At 65.4% G+C, this 15891-nt stretch carries 15 protein-coding genes; 5 read left to right on the top strand and 10 right to left on the bottom strand.

Translation table 11 applies throughout. The features are described from left to right. Window positions 1–2: 2 nt before the first annotated feature. Together OSH10_RS21880 and OSH10_RS21875 are read right to left on the bottom strand one after the other, a co-directional pair. Window positions 3–951 (bottom strand): IS630 family transposase gene (locus OSH10_RS21880; protein ID WP_266334708.1). Its coding sequence is split into 2 segments (ribosomal slippage): window positions 3–614 and window positions 616–951, totalling 948 coding nucleotides; the frame shifts between segments, so codons are not numbered across the junction. Between the two features lie 86 nt (window positions 952–1037). After that, window positions 1038–1742 carry an HAD family hydrolase gene (locus OSH10_RS21875; protein ID WP_266334706.1) on the bottom strand — a complete coding sequence of 235 codons (705 nt, stop codon included), beginning with the start codon at window positions 1740–1742 and terminating at the stop codon, window positions 1038–1040. 103 nt (window positions 1743–1845) lie between these two features. On the opposite strand from OSH10_RS21875, the gene aguA reads away from it, so the two are divergent. Next, a complete protein-coding gene (gene aguA / locus OSH10_RS21870; protein ID WP_266334704.1) occupies window positions 1846–2949 on the top strand; it encodes an agmatine deiminase in 1104 nt (367 codons plus the stop codon). Between the two features lie 4 nt (window positions 2950–2953). On the opposite strand, the gene OSH10_RS21865 is transcribed toward aguA, so the two are convergent. Genes OSH10_RS21865 through eno form a run of 3 tightly spaced genes read right to left on the bottom strand, consistent with a single transcriptional unit; the run spans window position 2954 to window position 4660 of the window. Next, the gene (locus OSH10_RS21865; protein WP_266334702.1) at window positions 2954–3079 is read right to left on the bottom strand and encodes a hypothetical protein; all 126 of its coding nucleotides are present in this window, start codon (window positions 3077–3079) and stop codon (window positions 2954–2956) included. After that, a complete protein-coding gene (locus OSH10_RS21860; RefSeq protein ID WP_266334700.1) occupies window positions 3076–3339 on the bottom strand; it encodes a hypothetical protein in 264 nt (87 codons plus the stop codon). The genes OSH10_RS21865 and OSH10_RS21860 overlap by 4 nt, the downstream gene beginning before the upstream one ends. A gap of 43 nt (window positions 3340–3382) precedes the next feature. After that, window positions 3383–4660, bottom strand: coding sequence for a phosphopyruvate hydratase (gene eno, locus OSH10_RS21855; protein ID WP_266334698.1), 1278 nt, complete (start codon window positions 4658–4660; stop codon window positions 3383–3385). A 202-nt stretch (window positions 4661–4862) separates the two neighbouring features. Between eno and OSH10_RS21850 the strand changes: the two genes are divergently transcribed. Both OSH10_RS21850 and queF read left to right on the top strand, forming a co-directional pair. Beyond that, window positions 4863–5837: a hypothetical protein gene (locus OSH10_RS21850; RefSeq protein WP_266334696.1), complete on the top strand. Its 975-nt coding sequence runs from the start codon at window positions 4863–4865 to the stop codon at window positions 5835–5837. A gap of 30 nt (window positions 5838–5867) precedes the next feature. After that, the gene (gene queF, locus OSH10_RS21845; RefSeq protein WP_266334712.1) at window positions 5868–6320 is read left to right on the top strand and encodes a preQ(1) synthase; all 453 of its coding nucleotides are present in this window, start codon (window positions 5868–5870) and stop codon (window positions 6318–6320) included. Window positions 6321–6348: 28 nt separating this feature from the next. Here queF and OSH10_RS21840 read toward each other — a convergent pair whose 3' ends face one another. The 5 genes from OSH10_RS21840 to tpiA form a co-directional block, all read right to left on the bottom strand. After that, window positions 6349–7590: a hypothetical protein gene (locus tag OSH10_RS21840; RefSeq protein ID WP_266334694.1), complete on the bottom strand. Its 1242-nt coding sequence runs from the start codon at window positions 7588–7590 to the stop codon at window positions 6349–6351. Between the two features lie 91 nt (window positions 7591–7681). Beyond that, a complete protein-coding gene (kdsA, locus tag OSH10_RS21835) occupies window positions 7682–8515 on the bottom strand; it encodes a 3-deoxy-8-phosphooctulonate synthase (RefSeq protein WP_266334692.1) in 834 nt (277 codons plus the stop codon). A 246-nt stretch (window positions 8516–8761) separates the two neighbouring features. After that, window positions 8762–10390 carry a CTP synthase gene (locus tag OSH10_RS21830; RefSeq protein ID WP_266334690.1) on the bottom strand — a complete coding sequence of 543 codons (1629 nt, stop codon included), beginning with the start codon at window positions 10388–10390 and terminating at the stop codon, window positions 8762–8764. Between the two features lie 163 nt (window positions 10391–10553). Continuing rightward, window positions 10554–11087, bottom strand: coding sequence for a preprotein translocase subunit SecG (secG, locus tag OSH10_RS21825; RefSeq protein WP_266334688.1), 534 nt, complete (start codon window positions 11085–11087; stop codon window positions 10554–10556). A gap of 119 nt (window positions 11088–11206) precedes the next feature. After that, window positions 11207–11962, bottom strand: a complete 756-nt coding sequence (gene tpiA, locus OSH10_RS21820; protein ID WP_266334686.1) for a triose-phosphate isomerase — start codon at window positions 11960–11962, stop codon at window positions 11207–11209. A 224-nt stretch (window positions 11963–12186) separates the two neighbouring features. Here tpiA and OSH10_RS21815 point away from each other — a divergent pair, with 224 nt between their 5' ends. Both OSH10_RS21815 and trpE read left to right on the top strand, forming a co-directional pair. Next, the gene (locus OSH10_RS21815) at window positions 12187–14076 is read left to right on the top strand and encodes a SurA N-terminal domain-containing protein (protein ID WP_266334684.1); all 1890 of its coding nucleotides are present in this window, start codon (window positions 12187–12189) and stop codon (window positions 14074–14076) included. 291 nt (window positions 14077–14367) lie between these two features. Beyond that, window positions 14368–15882: an anthranilate synthase component I gene (gene trpE, locus OSH10_RS21810; protein WP_266334682.1), complete on the top strand. Its 1515-nt coding sequence runs from the start codon at window positions 14368–14370 to the stop codon at window positions 15880–15882. The last annotated feature ends 9 nt before the right edge of the window (window positions 15883–15891 follow it).

Genomic DNA, 15891 nt, shown 5'->3' with positions numbered 1-15891 from the left:
TTTCATGTTTTTATTGAAGCGTATCCGGCATTGGCGAGGTAGTTCGCGCATTCCGTCGGGCCGATGGTGCCGACGAGTGAGCCGATGTGGCGCCAGGTATCCTCGATGGTTCGCTTCTGCGCGCTGCGCATCCAATGCTTGATCTTGGCGAAGGTCTGCTCGATCGGGTTCAGGTCGGGTGAGTAGGGTGGCAGGAACCAGAGTCTGGCGCCCGCTGCCCGGATGGCCTGGCGGACAGCCGCGGATTTATGGCTGCCGAGATTGTCCAGGATGACGATGTCGCCAGCCTTCAGCGTTGGGACCAGTTGCTGCTCGACCCAGGCGTGGAAGGATCGGCCGTTGATCGGGCCGTCGAAGACGCAGGGCGCCGTGAGAGCGTCGGCGCGCAAGGCCGCGAGGAAGGTCAGGGTACGCCAGTGTCCTTGAGGGGCATAGCCCCCGAGCCGCTTGCCCTTCTGCCCCCATCCCCGGATCGGCGCCATGTTGGTCTTGATCCAGGTCTCGTCGACGAAGACGAGACGATCCGGGTCGAGCCCCCTCTGCCAGGTTCGCCAGCGCTGGCGCCGGCGCGCGATGTCGGTACGTGCCTGCTCAAGGGCGAACATCGTTTTTTTTGAAGCGAAGTCCCTCGCGGTGCAGGAACCGCCAAATGGCATCGTGCGAGACGGCGATCCCGCGCGCTGCCAGTTCCGCCTTCAGGCCGTGCAGCGTCAGGTTCGGGTTCTGAGCCATCCGCTCGGCGAGGAAGGCGCGGTGCGGTTCCAGAACCCGCTTCCGGTGGCCTCCCATCTTCCCGGGCGCCACCGAGCCTGTCGCCCGCTGCCGCTGGGACCACTTCACCACCGACGACACCGCAACCCCGAACCGGGCCGCAACCGCGCGGCTCGTCTCGCCAGCGAGAACGGCCGCGACGACACGTTCGCGCAGATCATTCGAAAGAGGTCGGACCATCCATGCTGGCCTCCGCCCAGCCAGCATCTTGAATCACAAATCCACGCCAACCGGAATCCCAAGATTCAATCAAACGCAGAAACGCTCTAGCTCATTGCCTGAAGAAGCTCAGACAACTTACTGATATCGCTGATGATATAGTCGGCTTCCGGCGCCAGTTGCTCGGCCGACATAAAGCCGCTCTCGACGCCGATGGCGATGACCCCAGCGGCGCGAGCGGCGTGGAGATCATGCAATGTATCGCCGATCATCGCGGTTTCGCCCGGCTGGAAACCGAAGCGGTCGAGGAAGGCCTTGATCTGACCTGCCTCGGGCTTGCGGCCATGGCCGGAATCATAGCCGAAGATCGCGTCGAACCAGGCGACGAGGCCGAGCCGCTCGCATTGCGACCGCGCGCCGCGCTCGGAATCATTGGTGACGACGCCAAGGCGGTAGCCGGCCTGCTGCAGTGCCTCGAACACCGCCGAAGGCTCGCCGATCGGCGTCGCGGCATTCAGCGTGGCGTCATGGAACAGATCACGCAGAATCTGGTCGAAGGCGGCATCACCGGGCCTACCAAGCGCCTCGGCCCAGAGCGGAATCAGTTCGCCGACCGAGCTGGCGATGAACGGCGAGGTCGACAGCAGGACGCGCGCCTCCAGATCATAGTGGACGATTGCGGCCAGTCGCGCGGCGACGGCGTCGTCGCCCTCCGCCAGCGTGGCGATGACCGAACCCGTGGCGGCGTCCCAGGTCTTGGCGAAATCGAGGAAGGTCCCGTCCTTGTCGAACAGGAGCGCGCGGAGCTGCATGGCGTAATCCGTTGGAAGTCTTCGGTAGCCTGCTCTAGCACGCTTGCGTTCGCCTGGCATTCCCGCTTCGATCGCCAAAGCTGAACCCGATCGAACGAGCACCATGTCCGCAACGCTCCCAAGCCTGCCCCGCGACGACGGCTTCCGCATGCCGGCCGAATGGGAGCCGCATGCCGGCACCTGGATGATCTGGCCGGAACGGCCGGACAATTGGCGGCTCGGCGCCAAGCCGGCGCAGCAGGCTTTTGCGGCGGTCGCATCCGCCATCGCGGAAGCCGAGCCGGTGACTATGCTGGTTTCCGCCGGCCAATGGGAAAATGCGCGCCAGCGCCTGCCCTCGCATATCCGTCTCATCGAGATGACCACCAATGACGCCTGGTGCCGCGACACCGGGCCGAGTTTCGTCGTCAGCGAAGACGGTCGCCTGCGCGGCAATGACTGGCGCTTCAACGCCTGGGGCGGCCTCCATGGCGGGCTCTATTCGCCCTGGGACCAGGATGACCGCGTCGCCGCCAAGATCCTGGAGATCGAGGGCGCGCCGCGCTACCGCGCGCCCTTCATTCTCGAAGGCGGCGCCATCCATGTCGATGGCGAGGGCACGCTGCTGACGACGCAGGAGTGCCTGCTCAATCCCAACCGCAATCCCTACCTCGACCGCGACGAGATCGAACAGCAATTGTCCGCCCGGCTCGGCGTGACGAAGACGATCTGGCTTGGGCCCGGCCTGTTTCATGACGAGACGGACGGCCATATCGACAATCTCGCCTGCTTCGCGCGGCCGGGCGTCGTGGCGCTGACCTGGTGCGAAGATCCCGACGACCCGCAATATGCAATCTCGCAGGATGCCTATGAGCGGCTCTCCAGCGCCACCGACGCCCGCGGGAGAAAGCTGGAGATAGTCAAGCTGCCGATGCCCGGCCCCCTGTTCATGACCGATTCCGAAGCCGCCGGCATCGACGTCGCCGAGGGCAGTGCCGTCCGTCAGGGCGGCGCGCGGCTCGCTGCGTCCTATGCCAACTACTATATCGCCAATGGCCTGGTGGTCATGCCGTTGCTCGACCCGGCCACGGACCCGGCCGCGATGGAGATCATCGCCGCGCTGCATCCAGGCCGCCGTATTGTCGGCATCGAAGCGCGCGAAATCCTGCTCGGCGGCGGCAACATCCACTGCATCACGCAGCAGCAGCCGGTGGGTGTCGCGGGCTAAGGGGCTATTCGCCGGGATGGCGCCGATGGCGTCGCGGGTCGTCATAGATCCCGCTGATCCAGACGCCTGCGGCGGCCAAAGCCAAAAGCACCAGCGGGGCGATGATCAGATAGACTTGGAGATCGGTCATTCCCGCAGTCTCCCGAGCACGATGCGTCCCAGCACATGTAGGCCGAATCCCGCACATAGCCAGATCATCGTTACCAGAAGCCATCCGCGATTACCGGATGCAGACGACGTTCCGTAGAGCACACCCGCAATCGGAGCCAGAATCCCAGCCACCAATGTCGCAACGGCGAGATTGTTAAGTCCCGTCGCCAGCAGCTTCATTCGCTCATTGTGGATCAGGTTCATGAGCGCAGGATGCCGCGCCCACGAAGCTTTGTCCATGCGGCCGCAACCCTGGGGTGCGGCCGTCAGGTTCGGGCTGCAATCAACCCTTCAGGATGCTGCGGCCGGCATATTCGGCCTGCGTGCCGAGCTGTTCCTCTATGCGGATCAACTGGTTGTACTTGGCGGTCCGGTCCGAACGGGCCAGCGAGCCGGTCTTGATCTGACCGCAGTTGGTGGCAACGGCCAGGTCGGAAATGGTCGAATCCTCGGTCTCGCCCGAACGGTGCGACATCACTGCGGTGTAGCCGGCGCGGTGCGCCATCGAAACGGCGTCGAGCGTCTCGGTGAGCGAGCCGATCTGGTTGACCTTGACCAGGATCGAGTTGGCGGTCGCTTCCTTGATGCCGCGCGACAGGCGAGTCGTGTTGGTGACGAAGAGATCGTCGCCGACGAGCTGCACCTTGTTGCCGATCTTGTCGGTCAGGCCCTTCCAGCCGGCCCAGTCGTCCTCGCTCATGCCGTCCTCGATCGAGATGATCGGGAACTTCGAGGCGAGATCGGCCAGATAATCGACCTGCTGCTCGATGGTGCGGACGACCCCCTCGCCTTCGTAATTGTACTTGCCGTCCTTGAAGAACTCGGTCGCCGCGCAATCGAGGCCGAGATAGATGTCCTCGCCCAGACGGAAACCGGCCTTCTCGATCGACTTCGCGACGAAATCCAGCGCCGCGGTCGCCGAAGGCAGGTTCGGGGCGAAGCCACCCTCGTCACCGACATTGGTGTTGTGGCCCGCGTCCTTCAGCGCCTTCTTCAGCGTGTGGAACACTTCCGAGCCCCAGCGAACGGCCTCGGCCAGCGTCGGCGCGCCGACCGGCAGGATCATGAATTCCTGGAAATCGATCGGGTTGTCGGCATGGGCGCCGCCATTGATGATATTCATCATCGGCACCGGAAGGATCTTGGCGTTGACGCCGCCGACATAGCGGTAGAGCGGCTGGCCGGAGGACTCGGCGGCGGCCTTCGCAAGCGCCAGGGACACGCCGAGGATCGCATTGGCGCCAAGACGCGCCTTGTTCGGCGTGCCGTCGAGATCGATCATCGTGCCGTCGATCATCGCCTGGTCTTCGGCTTCCATGCCGCCGATCGCGTCGAAGATCTCGCCATTGACGGCCTCGACCGCCTTCAGCACGCCCTTGCCCTGGTACTTCGACTTGTCGCCATCGCGAAGCTCGACGGCCTCATGCGCGCCGGTCGAAGCGCCCGAGGGAACGGCGGCGCGGCCGAGCGAGCCATCCTCCAGCAGGACGTCGACTTCGACCGTCGGGTTGCCACGGCTGTCGAGGATCTGGCGGGCAGTGATATCGATGATGGCGGTCATGCGGAAATCCTTGTTCTCGGACGGTTCGGCTCAGATATCGCAGCTTCTAGCCTGCCGCGAATGAAGGCGGAAGAGGATGGGCGAGAAACTGTCGTGGCCGGATCGCCACGATACGCCGGATCCATGCGCTGGAATGGCAGGAAAAGCACGGACATCGCGCATCTCTGTTGCCTTCCGTCTCGCATCGGATGATGAAGACGTCATGACGACGCTCCTCATCACCGACGGCGACCAGACCGTCGATCTCCTCACCGCCGCCGGCAGCCGCGCCATCATCATGCCGTGGCGCGATGCACTGCATGACGGGCCGATCCCGCCGCTCGATACGCTCGAAGCGGTCTCGGCCGTGCGGGCAGAGCACCTGGCCGAAGTGTTCAAGTTCGATCCCGAAACGGTGGCGGCGACCTTTGCCGAACGCGACGCCGTGATGCGCCGCCATGCGGAGTTCGACCGGGTCGAGCTCTGGTTCGAGCATGATCTCTACGACCAATTGCAATTGCTGCAGATCCTCGACTTCTTCGCTCGAGAAGGCCGCTCGCAAGGGATCGTCATCGTCCAGGCGGACAGTTTCTTCGCCATGGAGCGCCCGGATACGGTGATGCGCTTTGCGATCGACGGCGTGCGGGTCAGCCCGGCCCTGCTGGAGATGGCGGCCACGGTATGGAGCGAACTGACGTCGCCGACGCCGGAACGCATCGCCAAGCGGGCGGCACGGCCGATCAAGGGCTTCCCGTTCCTCCAGCAGGCGCTGGGCCGCTTCCTCGAGGAATTGCCGCAGCCGAAGACGGGACTGAACCGCACCGAAATGCGCCTGCTCGATTCGCTTGGGCTCGAGGACATGTCGGCCGCCGCCCTGTTCCATCAGGCGCGCCAGGCCGAGGAGGCCGCGTTCATGGGCACATGGCCCTTCTACGCGGTGATCGATTCGCTCGCCTTCTGCGACTTCCCGCTGATCGAGGGGCTGCATGCCCCCTACTCGCACGCCGATTCAGAGGTGCACGCGGAATATGTCACAGCGCCCTTGCGACTGACCATGGTCGGCGAGGACATCCTTGCCGGCGATCAGGATCATGTCTCGACCAATGGCATCAAGCGCTGGTGGGGCGGCACCCAGATGAGCGGCTTCTCCGCCTGGCGTTTCAACCGCGACACGCGCGAACTCCTGGCGCCCTGCTAGGGCCGAACCCGATCGGAAGGCATTCCCATGATGACGGAACACGAACTGCAACTCGGCCGGACTGTCGGCATCGCGGAGAGTCCCGAGAAGGCGATCCTTGATCGCGTGCCCAATCCGCATCCGGACACGCTCTATGTCGCCCGCTTCACCGTGCCGGAATTCACGTCGCTTTGCCCCGAGACCGGCCAACCGGATTTCGCACATCTGGTCCTCGACTACGTGCCCAGGGACTGGCTGGTCGAGTCGAAATCGCTGAAGCTCTACCTGCACTCGTTCCGCAACCATGGCGCCTTCCACGAAGGCTGCACGATCGACATCGCCAAGCGCCTGATTGACCTGCTCGATCCGCACTGGCTGCGCATCGGTGGCTACTGGTATCCGCGCGGCGGCATTCCGATCGATGTCTTCTGGCAGAGCGGCGCCGTGCCGGCCAATGTCTGGCTGCCGGACCAAGGCGTCGCGACCTATCGCGGACGCGGCTGACGCCGCTGCCGCCTGGCGCAGCGCCCGATCAGGTGCAGGAGCCGCCGGTCAGCGCCTCATCGATGGCGGGCGTCGCGCCACTCAGCGACACGGTCCCGGCAACCGTGTCGCCGATCGAAATCTCGATCTGCTTGCCGGTCCGCAAGGTCTCGATGTTCTCCGGCGCCATGCGGATGCCCCACGTATGGGCCGTCAAGGCCAGGAAGTCGCCCGCGAAGCCTTCATTGCGATCGGTCTTCACCTGGATCCGCTGGCGCTGTATGCCGTCCATGCTGCCGCGCTCGGCAATCTCCTGCCGGAGCGTGTCCGTGTCCGTGCCATAGGCGACGCGGAACACCGTCAGGTCCGGGGTGTCGCAATACACCGACACCAGCAGCGGCGTATCGCGGTCCTGCGCGAGGGCCATGACCGGAGGCCCGGCGGGCTTGTCCTCATAGCCGCTCAGGCGCTCGGTGCGCCATTCCGAGGCGCCATTCAGGATCGAGACCTTGACGTCGGTGACGCGCGGCACCCCAGGCTGCGGTGCGACGGGCGCGAAGGCGGTCGTGTTGTCGGTGTTGGCAGCTGGTTCGGCCGGCGCGGCCGGCTGGGCGGCGACCACCGGCGGAGGCGTCGGCGCACCGGCGAAGGGATCGGCAGTGGGTTCGCTCGCCGCCGCCGGCGCAGGGGCCGGTTCGCTGCCCGAGGGCGAATCGGATTCGCCGCCCGCCAGAAGCCCGCGTATCGGACCTCCCGGCAACACGGCGATGACGACGCCCAGAGCGACCGCGATCGCCGCCGCGCCGATGCCAATTCGCTTCAACCATTGCGGCGAGGCGTCGCTTTCGTCGGGCTCGGTCAGTTCGGGCGGCGGCGCGGGCGCCACCGTGACCGAGACGCCGGCCGCAGGGCTGGCCGTGGCCCCAGGGCTGGCGACCGGGCGCGCCGCGGCCACGGGCCGGGCGGCGACATGGCTGGGACCTGCCGGCGGAGGCGCGGGCGCCACAGGTGCCGACGCAACGGTGGCGCTTGCAGGCGTGGCCGCGGCGGTTGCCACGGCCCGCTTGGGCGCCGGGCTGCGCCTCTGCTGCTCGATGATGGCGATCGCGGCGCCGAGATCCCGGCGCAACGCCTGATAGCGCTCCATGTCCATCTCGCCGCCCTCGGGCGTGCAGGTGGCGCGGATCGTGCGTTCAACCCTCTCATAGACTCGTCGGCGCCCATCGGCGGACGGGTCCGGAAGGTTGGCAATCGCCCGATCGAGAATGACTACAAGTTCGTTCGGGTCCATCGGACGGGGCTTCTTCCAGCGTGGCGCAGGCACATATCCTGCGATCGTTTCACATCATCCCGCAAGCCGCTTCGAAACGACAGGCCTCGCCCTATCCCTTCGCAAGACGGTCAAAGGCCAGCAACCGCTCCAGCAGCGCCGGCAATTCGTCGATCTGGATCATGTTCGGCCCGTCTGAGGGCGCATTGTCCGGATCCTGGTGCGTCTCGATGAAGACGCCGGCGACACCGACCGCCACGGCGGCTCGCGCCAGCACAGACACGAACTCGCGCTGGCCGCCGGAGGACGTGCCCTGCCCGCCCGGCTGCTGCACCGAATGGGTAGCGTCGAAAATCACCGGCGCGCCCATCGCCGCCAGAATCGGCAGCGCGCGCATATCGGAAACGAGCGTGTTGTAGCCGAAACTGGCGCCCCGCTCGGTCAGCAGGATGTTGGGATTGCCGCTGTCGACGAGCTTGGCGAGAACGTTCTTCATGTCCCAGGGCGCGAGGAACTGGCCCTTCTTGACGTTGATCACCCGGCCCGTCTCGGCCGCGGCCACCAGAAGGTCGGTCTGGCGCGACAGGAAGGCGGGGATCTGCAGGATGTCGACGACCTCGGCCACGATCGCGCACTGCTCGCGCTCGTGGATATCGGTCAGCACCGGAACGCCGAACTCTTTCTTGATGTCCGCGAAGATCGGCAGCGCCGCGTCGAGACCGGCGCCGCGTTTGCCCGCAATGCTGGTGCGATTCGCCTTGTCGAAGGAGGATTTGTAGACGAAGCCCATACCGAGCTTGGCGGTCATCTCCTTGAGACGCCCGGCCATGTCGAAAGCATGCTGCCGGCTCTCGAGCTGGCAGGGACCGGCGATCAGCGTCAACGGCAGATCGTTGCCGAAGGTCGCCTTGCCGGCGGAGACATGCGAATTGGGTTCAGTCGTCATTCTTCACCATGCCTGGAGGTCTCGCGTGCACGGCCAGACCCTTACAACGTAAGCATCGTCGACGCGACCCTTGATCGTCGGCGGGGAACCGTCCATCCCGGCGCGTCGTCGAAGGCCGATCGCGACCTGCCTGGCGAGAAGACACGCCGAGATCGCGGCGGATCCATGGCCGTCGCAGGCGCGCCGAACACCGATCTTGCGGAGCGGAGAAAACGGGCCGCCAACACGGGCGACCCGGAAGCGGCCTCAGACGAGGCGCGACTGTTCGATGGCCGCCGCGATGAACGAGGCGAACAGCGGATGCGGATCCAGCGGCCGCGACTTCAGCTCGGGGTGATACTGCACGCCGATGAACCACGGGTGATCGCGAAGCTCCACCGTTTCCGGCAGGACGCCGTCCGGCGACATGCCGGCGAAGTGCATGCCGCAGGCTTCGAGCCGGTCCTTGTAGTCGATATTGACCTCATAGCGGTGGCGATGCCGCTCGAAGATCGTGGTCTCGCCATAGATTCCGGCGATCTTCGAGCCGGGCTCGAGATGGCCCTCATAGGCGCCGAGACGCATCGTGCCGCCGAGATCACCGGCCGAATGACGCTTCTCGAGCATATTGCCCTTGAGCCATTCGGTCATCAGGCCCACCACCGGTTCGTCGGTCGGGCCAAACTCGGTCGAGCTGGCCCCGGCGACACCGGCGAGGCTTCGGGCCGCCTCGATGACGGCCATCTGCATCCCGAAACAGATGCCGAAATACGGCACGTTACGGCGGCGCGCGAAGCCGGCGGCCTTGATCTTGCCTTCCGAGCCACGCTCGCCAAAGCCGCCCGGGACCATGATGCCGTTGACCCGCTCCAGGTAAGGCGCCGGATCTTCCTTCTCGAAGATCTCGCTCTCGATCCAGTCGATGTTGACCTTCACCCGATTGGCAATGCCACCGTGCTGAAGCGCCTCGATCAGCGACTTATAGGCGTCCTTCAGGCCGGTATACTTGCCGACCACGGCAATCGTGACCTCGCCCTCCGGATGGCGGAGCGTGTTGGTCAGCGCCTGCCACTTGTCGAGCTGCGGCGGCTGCGCATCGGTGATGCCGAACGCGGCCAGCACTTCATCGTCGAGCCCCTCGGCATGATAGCTCGTCGGGACGTCGTAGATATGCGCCACGTCAAGGGCCTGGATCACGGCCGATTCGCGCACATTGCAGAACAGCGACAGCTTGCGGCGCTCTTCCTTGGGGATCGGACGGTCGCTGCGGCAAAGCAGGATGTCGGGCTGGATGCCGATCGAGCGCAGTTCCTTGACCGAATGCTGCGTCGGCTTGGTCTTCAGCTCGCCCGCGCTCGGAATGTAGGGCATCAGCGTCAGGTGGATGTAGACGACATTGCCGCGCGGCAAGTCATTGCCGAGCTGGCGAATCGCCTCCAGGAACGGCATCGCCTCGATGTCGCCGACCGTGCCGCCAATCTCGCAGAGGACGAAATCGACGTCGTCATTGCCGGAAAGCACGAAGGCCTTGATCGCGTCGGTGACGTGCGGAATGACCTGCACCGTGCCGCCGAGATAGTCGCCGCGCCGCTCCTTGGCGATGATCTCCTGGTAGATCTTGCCGGTCGTAACCGAATCGGCCTTCGAGGCCGGGCGCCCGGTGAAGCGCTCATAGTGGCCGAGGTCGAGGTCGGTTTCGGCGCCGTCATCGGTGACGAAGACTTCGCCGTGCTGATACGGGCTCATCGTGCCCGGATCGACGTTCAGGTAGGGATCGAGCTTCCTCAGGCGGACCTTGTAGCCGCGCGACTGGAGCATCGCTCCGAGCGCCGCCGACGCGATGCCCTTGCCAAGCGAGGAAACCACACCGCCGGTTATGAATACGTACCGCGCCATGGGTCTCTACCTCAGTTTCCGATCGATCGTTTCATACGTCAAAGGCAAGCCGTCGCGACAGAATGACGACTGTGCCTCCATTCACCAAATCGCCCGTCCCAAATAAAACGTCGCCGCACGGAACCGCGCGGCGACGCGAAAGGGAGAAAGGCTTGAACGCGCGTTACTGCGAGCTCGGGACCGCCGGAGCGGCAGGCGCTGCCGGTTCCGCTGCCGGAGCAGGCGTCGCCGGAGCCGCGGGAGCCGGCGTGGTCGTGCCAGCGGCCGGAGCCGTTGCGGGAGCGGTCGTGCCGGAAGCGGGAGCCGTCGTGCCGGCGGCCGGAGCGGCCTCGCCAGCCGGAGCCGTCGCGGGAGCGCTGGCCGGAGCCGCTGCCGGCTTCTGGCCGGGCAGCTGATCCAGGATGCCACCACCACTACCGGCCGGAGCCGAGGGCGCCGACTGGCTCTGGATCTGATCCAGGATCGAGGCAGGCCGCTCGCCATAGCGGCTGAGCAAGGCAAGCCCCATCGACGTGACGAAGAAAATCGCCGCAAGAATGGCTGTCGTGCGGGTCAGCACATTGGCCGAACCGCGCGCGGTCATGAAGCCGCCGCCACCGCCGATACCAAGCGCGCCGCCTTCGGACCGCTGCAGCAAAACAACGGCGACGAGCGCGACGACCACCATAAGGTGGATCACGATAATAACTGTCTGCATCGATGTCTCTGATCAGAATTCAAAAAAAGCTGGCGCCTTGTACACGATCGGTTTGGCGGTTTCCAGTGCCGCGCCCCTCATATGGAGAGCGGAAAGCCGGAGACAAGCCAAACCCTCGGTCAGGCATAGGCCGCGGCGATGCCGAGAAAGTCGACGGCCTTGAGGCTCGCGCCGCCGACAAGCGCACCGTCGACATCGGCGATGGCAAGTATTTCGCCGGCATTGGCAGGCTTTACCGAGCCGCCATAGAGAATGCGCATCCCCGCCCCTTCCGCGCCGAAGCGCGCCACCAGCCGCTGGCGGATATGAGCGTGGACCTCGGCAATATCGGCGCTGGACGGCGTGAGACCCGTGCCGATCGCCCAGACGGGCTCATAGGCGATGACCAGATTCGCGGCTGTCGAACCATCCGGCACGGAGCCGGCCAACTGGGTGTCGACCACGGCAAGGGTCGTGCCGCCACGCCGCTCGGCCTCGGTTTCGCCAATGCACAGGATCGCGACAAGTCCGGCCCGCCATGCCGCCTCGGCCTTGGCGCGGACGGTGGCATCGGTCTCGGCATGATCGGTGCGCCGCTCGGAATGGCCGACGATGACATGGGTGGCGCCGGTATCGGCGATCATTTCAGCCGAAATGTCGCCGGTATGCGCGCCGCTGGCCTTGGGGTGGCAATCCTGCGCGCCGATGGCCAGCGGGCTGGCGGCGGTCGCGGACGCGAAGGCGATCAGCAGGGTCGCCGGCGGGCAGATCGCCAGGTCGACCTTGCCCTGCAGATCGGCGTCATAGCCTGCCATGATCTGATCCAGCTCGGCACCGGCGGCCCGGAGGCCGTTCATCTTCCAATTGCCGGCGATCATCGGCTTCGGGCTGGGCATGGCGCTTCCTGATATACGATGTTGATTGGTGGTTGCATCCTATGCACCGGGCCGGGCGCGACAAGTCAAGAGCCGCCTGCGAAGCGTCGAAGAGCGCCAGCGGCGAAGCGATTTGCCGGGATGTCATATAGAATGGCGGTTCACCTTGCCCCGGAGAGGGGTCCTTTCTATGATCGCGCGCCCGAAGCGGGGCCGGCAAAGCCCCCGCGCGTTAGAGGACGTCGATGCTCAATACGATGCGCAAATACGCCGCCGGCTGGGTGGCACAGATCTTACTCGGCCTGCTCGTGCTGAGCTTTGCGGTATGGGGCATCGCTGATGTCTTCACCGGCGTCAGCAATCACTCCGTCGCCCGCGTCGGCGGCACGGACATCTCCTCGGTCAATTTCGATCGCGCCTATCGCCGCGAACTGCAGGCGATGAGCCAGCGCGTCGGTCAGCAGATCACGCCGGACCAGGCCAAGATGCTCGGCATCCCGAACCAGGTGCTCGGCCGCCTCGTCACCGAAGCCGCCCTCGACGACCAGGCCAAGAACCTGGACATCGGCGTTTCGCGCGAGATGCTGATCCGCGAGATCGCGGAGGATCCTGCTTTCCGGGGCGCCGGTGGCACGTTTGATCGCAACTATTTCGTTTCTCTCCTGCGCAACAACGGCATGACCGAGGACGCCTATGTCCTCGAGCGCCGCGCCCAGGAGAAGCGCCAGCAGATCGCCGAATCGATCTCGGGCGGCGCCACGGCCCCGCAGGCCCTGGCCAAGGCCCTGCACGAGTACCAGACCGAGCAGCGCGATATCCGCTACATCGCCCTGCCCGCCTCGTCGGTCGGCGAGATCGCGGCGCCCAATGCAGACGAACTGACGGCCTATTACAATGACAACAAGGCGGACTGGCGCGCGCCGGAAACCCGGACGATCGCCTTCATCAAGCTCGGTCCCGACGAAGTCGCCCGTCCGGACGATGTGAGCGACGCGGATGCGCAGAAGGCCTACGACGCCGAGAAGGCCCGCTTCACCACCCCGGAGACCCGCCATGTGTTCCAGGCGGTGTTCACCGACGAAAGCAGCGCACAGACCGCGGCCGACCAGCTGAAGGCGGGCGAATCGTTCGAATCGATGCTGGAAGGTATCGGCAAGAAGCTTGGCGACAGCGATCTGGGCGTCGTCACCAAGGACAAGCTGATCGACCCGAAGGTCGCCGAGGCCGCCTTCTCGCTGCCCGCGAACGGCTCCAGCGATGTCATCAAGGGAAGCTTCGGCCCGGTCGTCGTTCACGTCACGGACATCACGCCCGAAACGGTCAAGCCGTTCGACGCGGTCAAGGCCGAGATCAAGAAGGAGCTCTCGCTCGCCTCCGCCAAGGCCGACATCAACGTATTGCGCGATTCGATCGAGGATGCGCGAGCCGGTGGCGGTTCGCTCGACGAGATCGCCACCAACAACAAGCTGACGGTTCAGAAGATCGTCGTTGACCAGACCGGCAAGGACGCCGCCGGCAACGCCGTTGCCGGCATCCCGGCCCAGGAGCAACTGCTCAAGGACGCGTTCGCCAGCGATGTCGGCATCGACAACGCGGCGATCCCGACCGAGGACGGCGGCTATGTCTGGTTCACCATAGCCGACATCAACGAGGCGCATGACCGCAAGCTGGACGAGGTCAAGGACAAGGTCATCGCGGCCTGGAAGAAGCAGGCCACAACCGACAAGCTGATCGCCAAGGCCAAGGACGCGAAGGATCGTCTCGGCAAGGGCGAGACGCTGGACGATGTCGCGACCTCGCTGGGCGTCACGGTCCAGACCCTCGACAAGCAGACCCGCAGCTCGCGGCCGACCGGCGCCTTCTCCACCGAGGCCCTCAAGGCTGCCTTCGCGGGACCGAAGGGCTCCGTCGAGGTCGCTCCGGGCGCCGAGGACAGCGAGCAGATCGTGCTGCAGGTAGCGGATGTCATCGAGACGCCCTACACTCCCGGCGTTGGCGACAGCAGCGCTGTAACACAGCAGCTTGCCGACGCCATGCAGAACGACCTCCTGCAGCAATACGTCGCCGAGTTGCAGCGCCAGCTCGGCGTGACGGTCAACCAGACCGTCCTGCAGCAGATCATCAGCGCCATCTGAGGTTCGGTTGGAAACAATGTCGCCACGCCCTTTGCCCGATATGCGAGCCCGCCGGACGTGCCCCGCGCACGCCGCCGGCTTCGCCTTCGACGGAACGCAGGCCCTTTCCGGGGCCGGCGTCTGGCCGTCCACGGGAAATGAGGCGTCGACGGCAGGGTGGCGGCGCACGCAAACCTGGCGATGGCGTTGATCGCCACCGGCTTGCGCCGGGACGAAGTATGCCATTGCCGCGACCGCGTCGCGTACCCAATCAAGGCTCCAGGAGCCTTCCCGAACTGATGGACTGAAACCATGTTGATCGAGCCGTCGCTGGAGACGATTTCGCCTGCCTACGAACAAGGGCATGCGCAGGTCGTCTGGACCCGAATGGTTGCCGATTTGGAGACGCCCGTCTCCGCCATGCTGAAGCTCTCGGCCGGCAGGGCCAACACCTTCCTGCTTGAATCGGTCGAGGGCGGCGCCGTTCGCGGCCGCTACTCGATGATCGGCATCGAGCCCGATCTGCTCTTCCGCGCCATCGGCGACCGAGCGGAGATCAACACGACGCCAGCAGCCGATCCGGAGGCGTATGTGCCTATGGAAGGCCGTTCGCTCGATGCGCTTCGCAACCTGATCGCGCAGTCGCACATCGACCTGCCCAAGACGCTGCCGCCCATGTCGGCCGGCATCTTCGGCTATCTCGGCTACGACATGGTGCGCCAGATGGAAGAGCTGGGAGCGCCCAATCCGGATGCGCTCGGCGTGCCCGACGCCATCATGATGCGGCCGACCGTCATGGTGATCTTCGATTCCATCAAGGACGAGATCACCCTCGTCACGCCGGTCCGGCCCGAGGCCGGGGTGACCGCGGCACAGGCGCATGCGCGGGCCGTCGAGCGGCTGACCGCCGCTGTCGACACGCTGGAAGGCCCGCTCCATCGAAGCGCTTCCTATGCCGACATCGACCTCGACGTGCCCGTGGTCTCAAACACCTCGCATGAGCGCTATCTGGAGATGGTCGCCAAGGCGAAGGAATACATCGCCGCCGGGGACATCTTCCAGGTCGTGCTGTCGCAGCGCTTCGAGGCGCCGTTCAGCCTGCCGCCCTTCGCGCTCTACCGGGCGCTGCGCCGGACCAACCCGTCGCCCTTCCTGTATTTCCTCGATTTCGGCGGCTTCGCGGTCGCGGGCTCCAGCCCGGAGATCCTGGTCCGCGTCCGCGATGGCGAGGTGACCATCCGTCCGATCGCCGGCACGCGCCGGCGCGGCGCGACGCCGGAAGCGGACAAGGCGCTTGCGGCCGAACTGCTCGCCGATCCCAAGGAACTGGCCGAGCACCTGATGCTGCTCGACCTCGGCCGCAACGATGTCGGCCGCGTCGCCGAGATCGGATCGGTGAAGGTCACCGACAAGTTCTTCCTCGAATACTACAGCCAGGTGATGCACATCGTCTCGAATGTGATTGGCCGGCTGTCCCGGGAATACGACATGCTGGATGCGCTCGCCGCGGGCTTCCCGGCAGGCACGGTCTCCGGTGCGCCAAAAGTGCGGGCGATGCAGATCATCGACGAGCTCGAGGGCGAAAAGCGCGGCATCTACGCCGGCTGCGTCGGCTATTTTTCGGCCGATGGCGCGATGGATACCTGCATCGTGCTGCGGACGTCGATCGTCAAGGATGGCAAGATGTATGCGCAGGCCGGTGCCGGCATCGTCGCCGACTCGGTTCCCGAGAGCGAACATCAAGAGTGCATCGCCAAGGCGAGCGCGCTCTTCCGTGCAGCCGAGGAAGCGGTAAAGTTCGCTTCTCAGGCTGGACGCGGGCAGTAGTCGAAGCGG

The organism is Kaistia defluvii (assembly GCF_026343955.1).
Lineage (GTDB): Bacteria > Pseudomonadota > Alphaproteobacteria > Rhizobiales > Kaistiaceae > Kaistia > Kaistia defluvii.
Note: the sequence above shows the minus strand (reverse complement) of the source record. Positions and strands in the feature narration are given on the sequence as shown.

Coding starts and splice junctions, on each gene's coding strand:
- OSH10_RS21840 (WP_266334694.1), bottom strand. CDS start 7,590: ATGGACCCGAACGAACTTGTAGTCATTCTCGATCGGGCGATTGCCAAC.
- OSH10_RS21860 (WP_266334700.1), bottom strand. CDS start 3,339: ATGGACAAAGCTTCGTGGGCGCGGCATCCTGCGCTCATGAACCTGATC.
- OSH10_RS21850 (WP_266334696.1), top strand. CDS start 4,863: ATGACGACGCTCCTCATCACCGACGGCGACCAGACCGTCGATCTCCTC.
- trpE (WP_266334682.1), top strand. CDS start 14,368: ATGTTGATCGAGCCGTCGCTGGAGACGATTTCGCCTGCCTACGAACAA.
- queF (WP_266334712.1), top strand. CDS start 5,868: ATGACGGAACACGAACTGCAACTCGGCCGGACTGTCGGCATCGCGGAG.
- kdsA (WP_266334692.1), bottom strand. CDS start 8,515: ATGACGACTGAACCCAATTCGCATGTCTCCGCCGGCAAGGCGACCTTC.
- tpiA (WP_266334686.1), bottom strand. CDS start 11,962: ATGCCCAGCCCGAAGCCGATGATCGCCGGCAATTGGAAGATGAACGGC.
- secG (WP_266334688.1), bottom strand. CDS start 11,087: ATGCAGACAGTTATTATCGTGATCCACCTTATGGTGGTCGTCGCGCTC.
- aguA (WP_266334704.1), top strand. CDS start 1,846: ATGTCCGCAACGCTCCCAAGCCTGCCCCGCGACGACGGCTTCCGCATG.
- OSH10_RS21815 (WP_266334684.1), top strand. CDS start 12,187: ATGCTCAATACGATGCGCAAATACGCCGCCGGCTGGGTGGCACAGATC.
- OSH10_RS21830 (WP_266334690.1), bottom strand. CDS start 10,390: ATGGCGCGGTACGTATTCATAACCGGCGGTGTGGTTTCCTCGCTTGGC.
- OSH10_RS21875 (WP_266334706.1), bottom strand. CDS start 1,742: ATGCAGCTCCGCGCGCTCCTGTTCGACAAGGACGGGACCTTCCTCGAT.
- eno (WP_266334698.1), bottom strand. CDS start 4,660: ATGACCGCCATCATCGATATCACTGCCCGCCAGATCCTCGACAGCCGT.
- OSH10_RS21865 (WP_266334702.1), bottom strand. CDS start 3,079: ATGACCGATCTCCAAGTCTATCTGATCATCGCCCCGCTGGTGCTTTTG.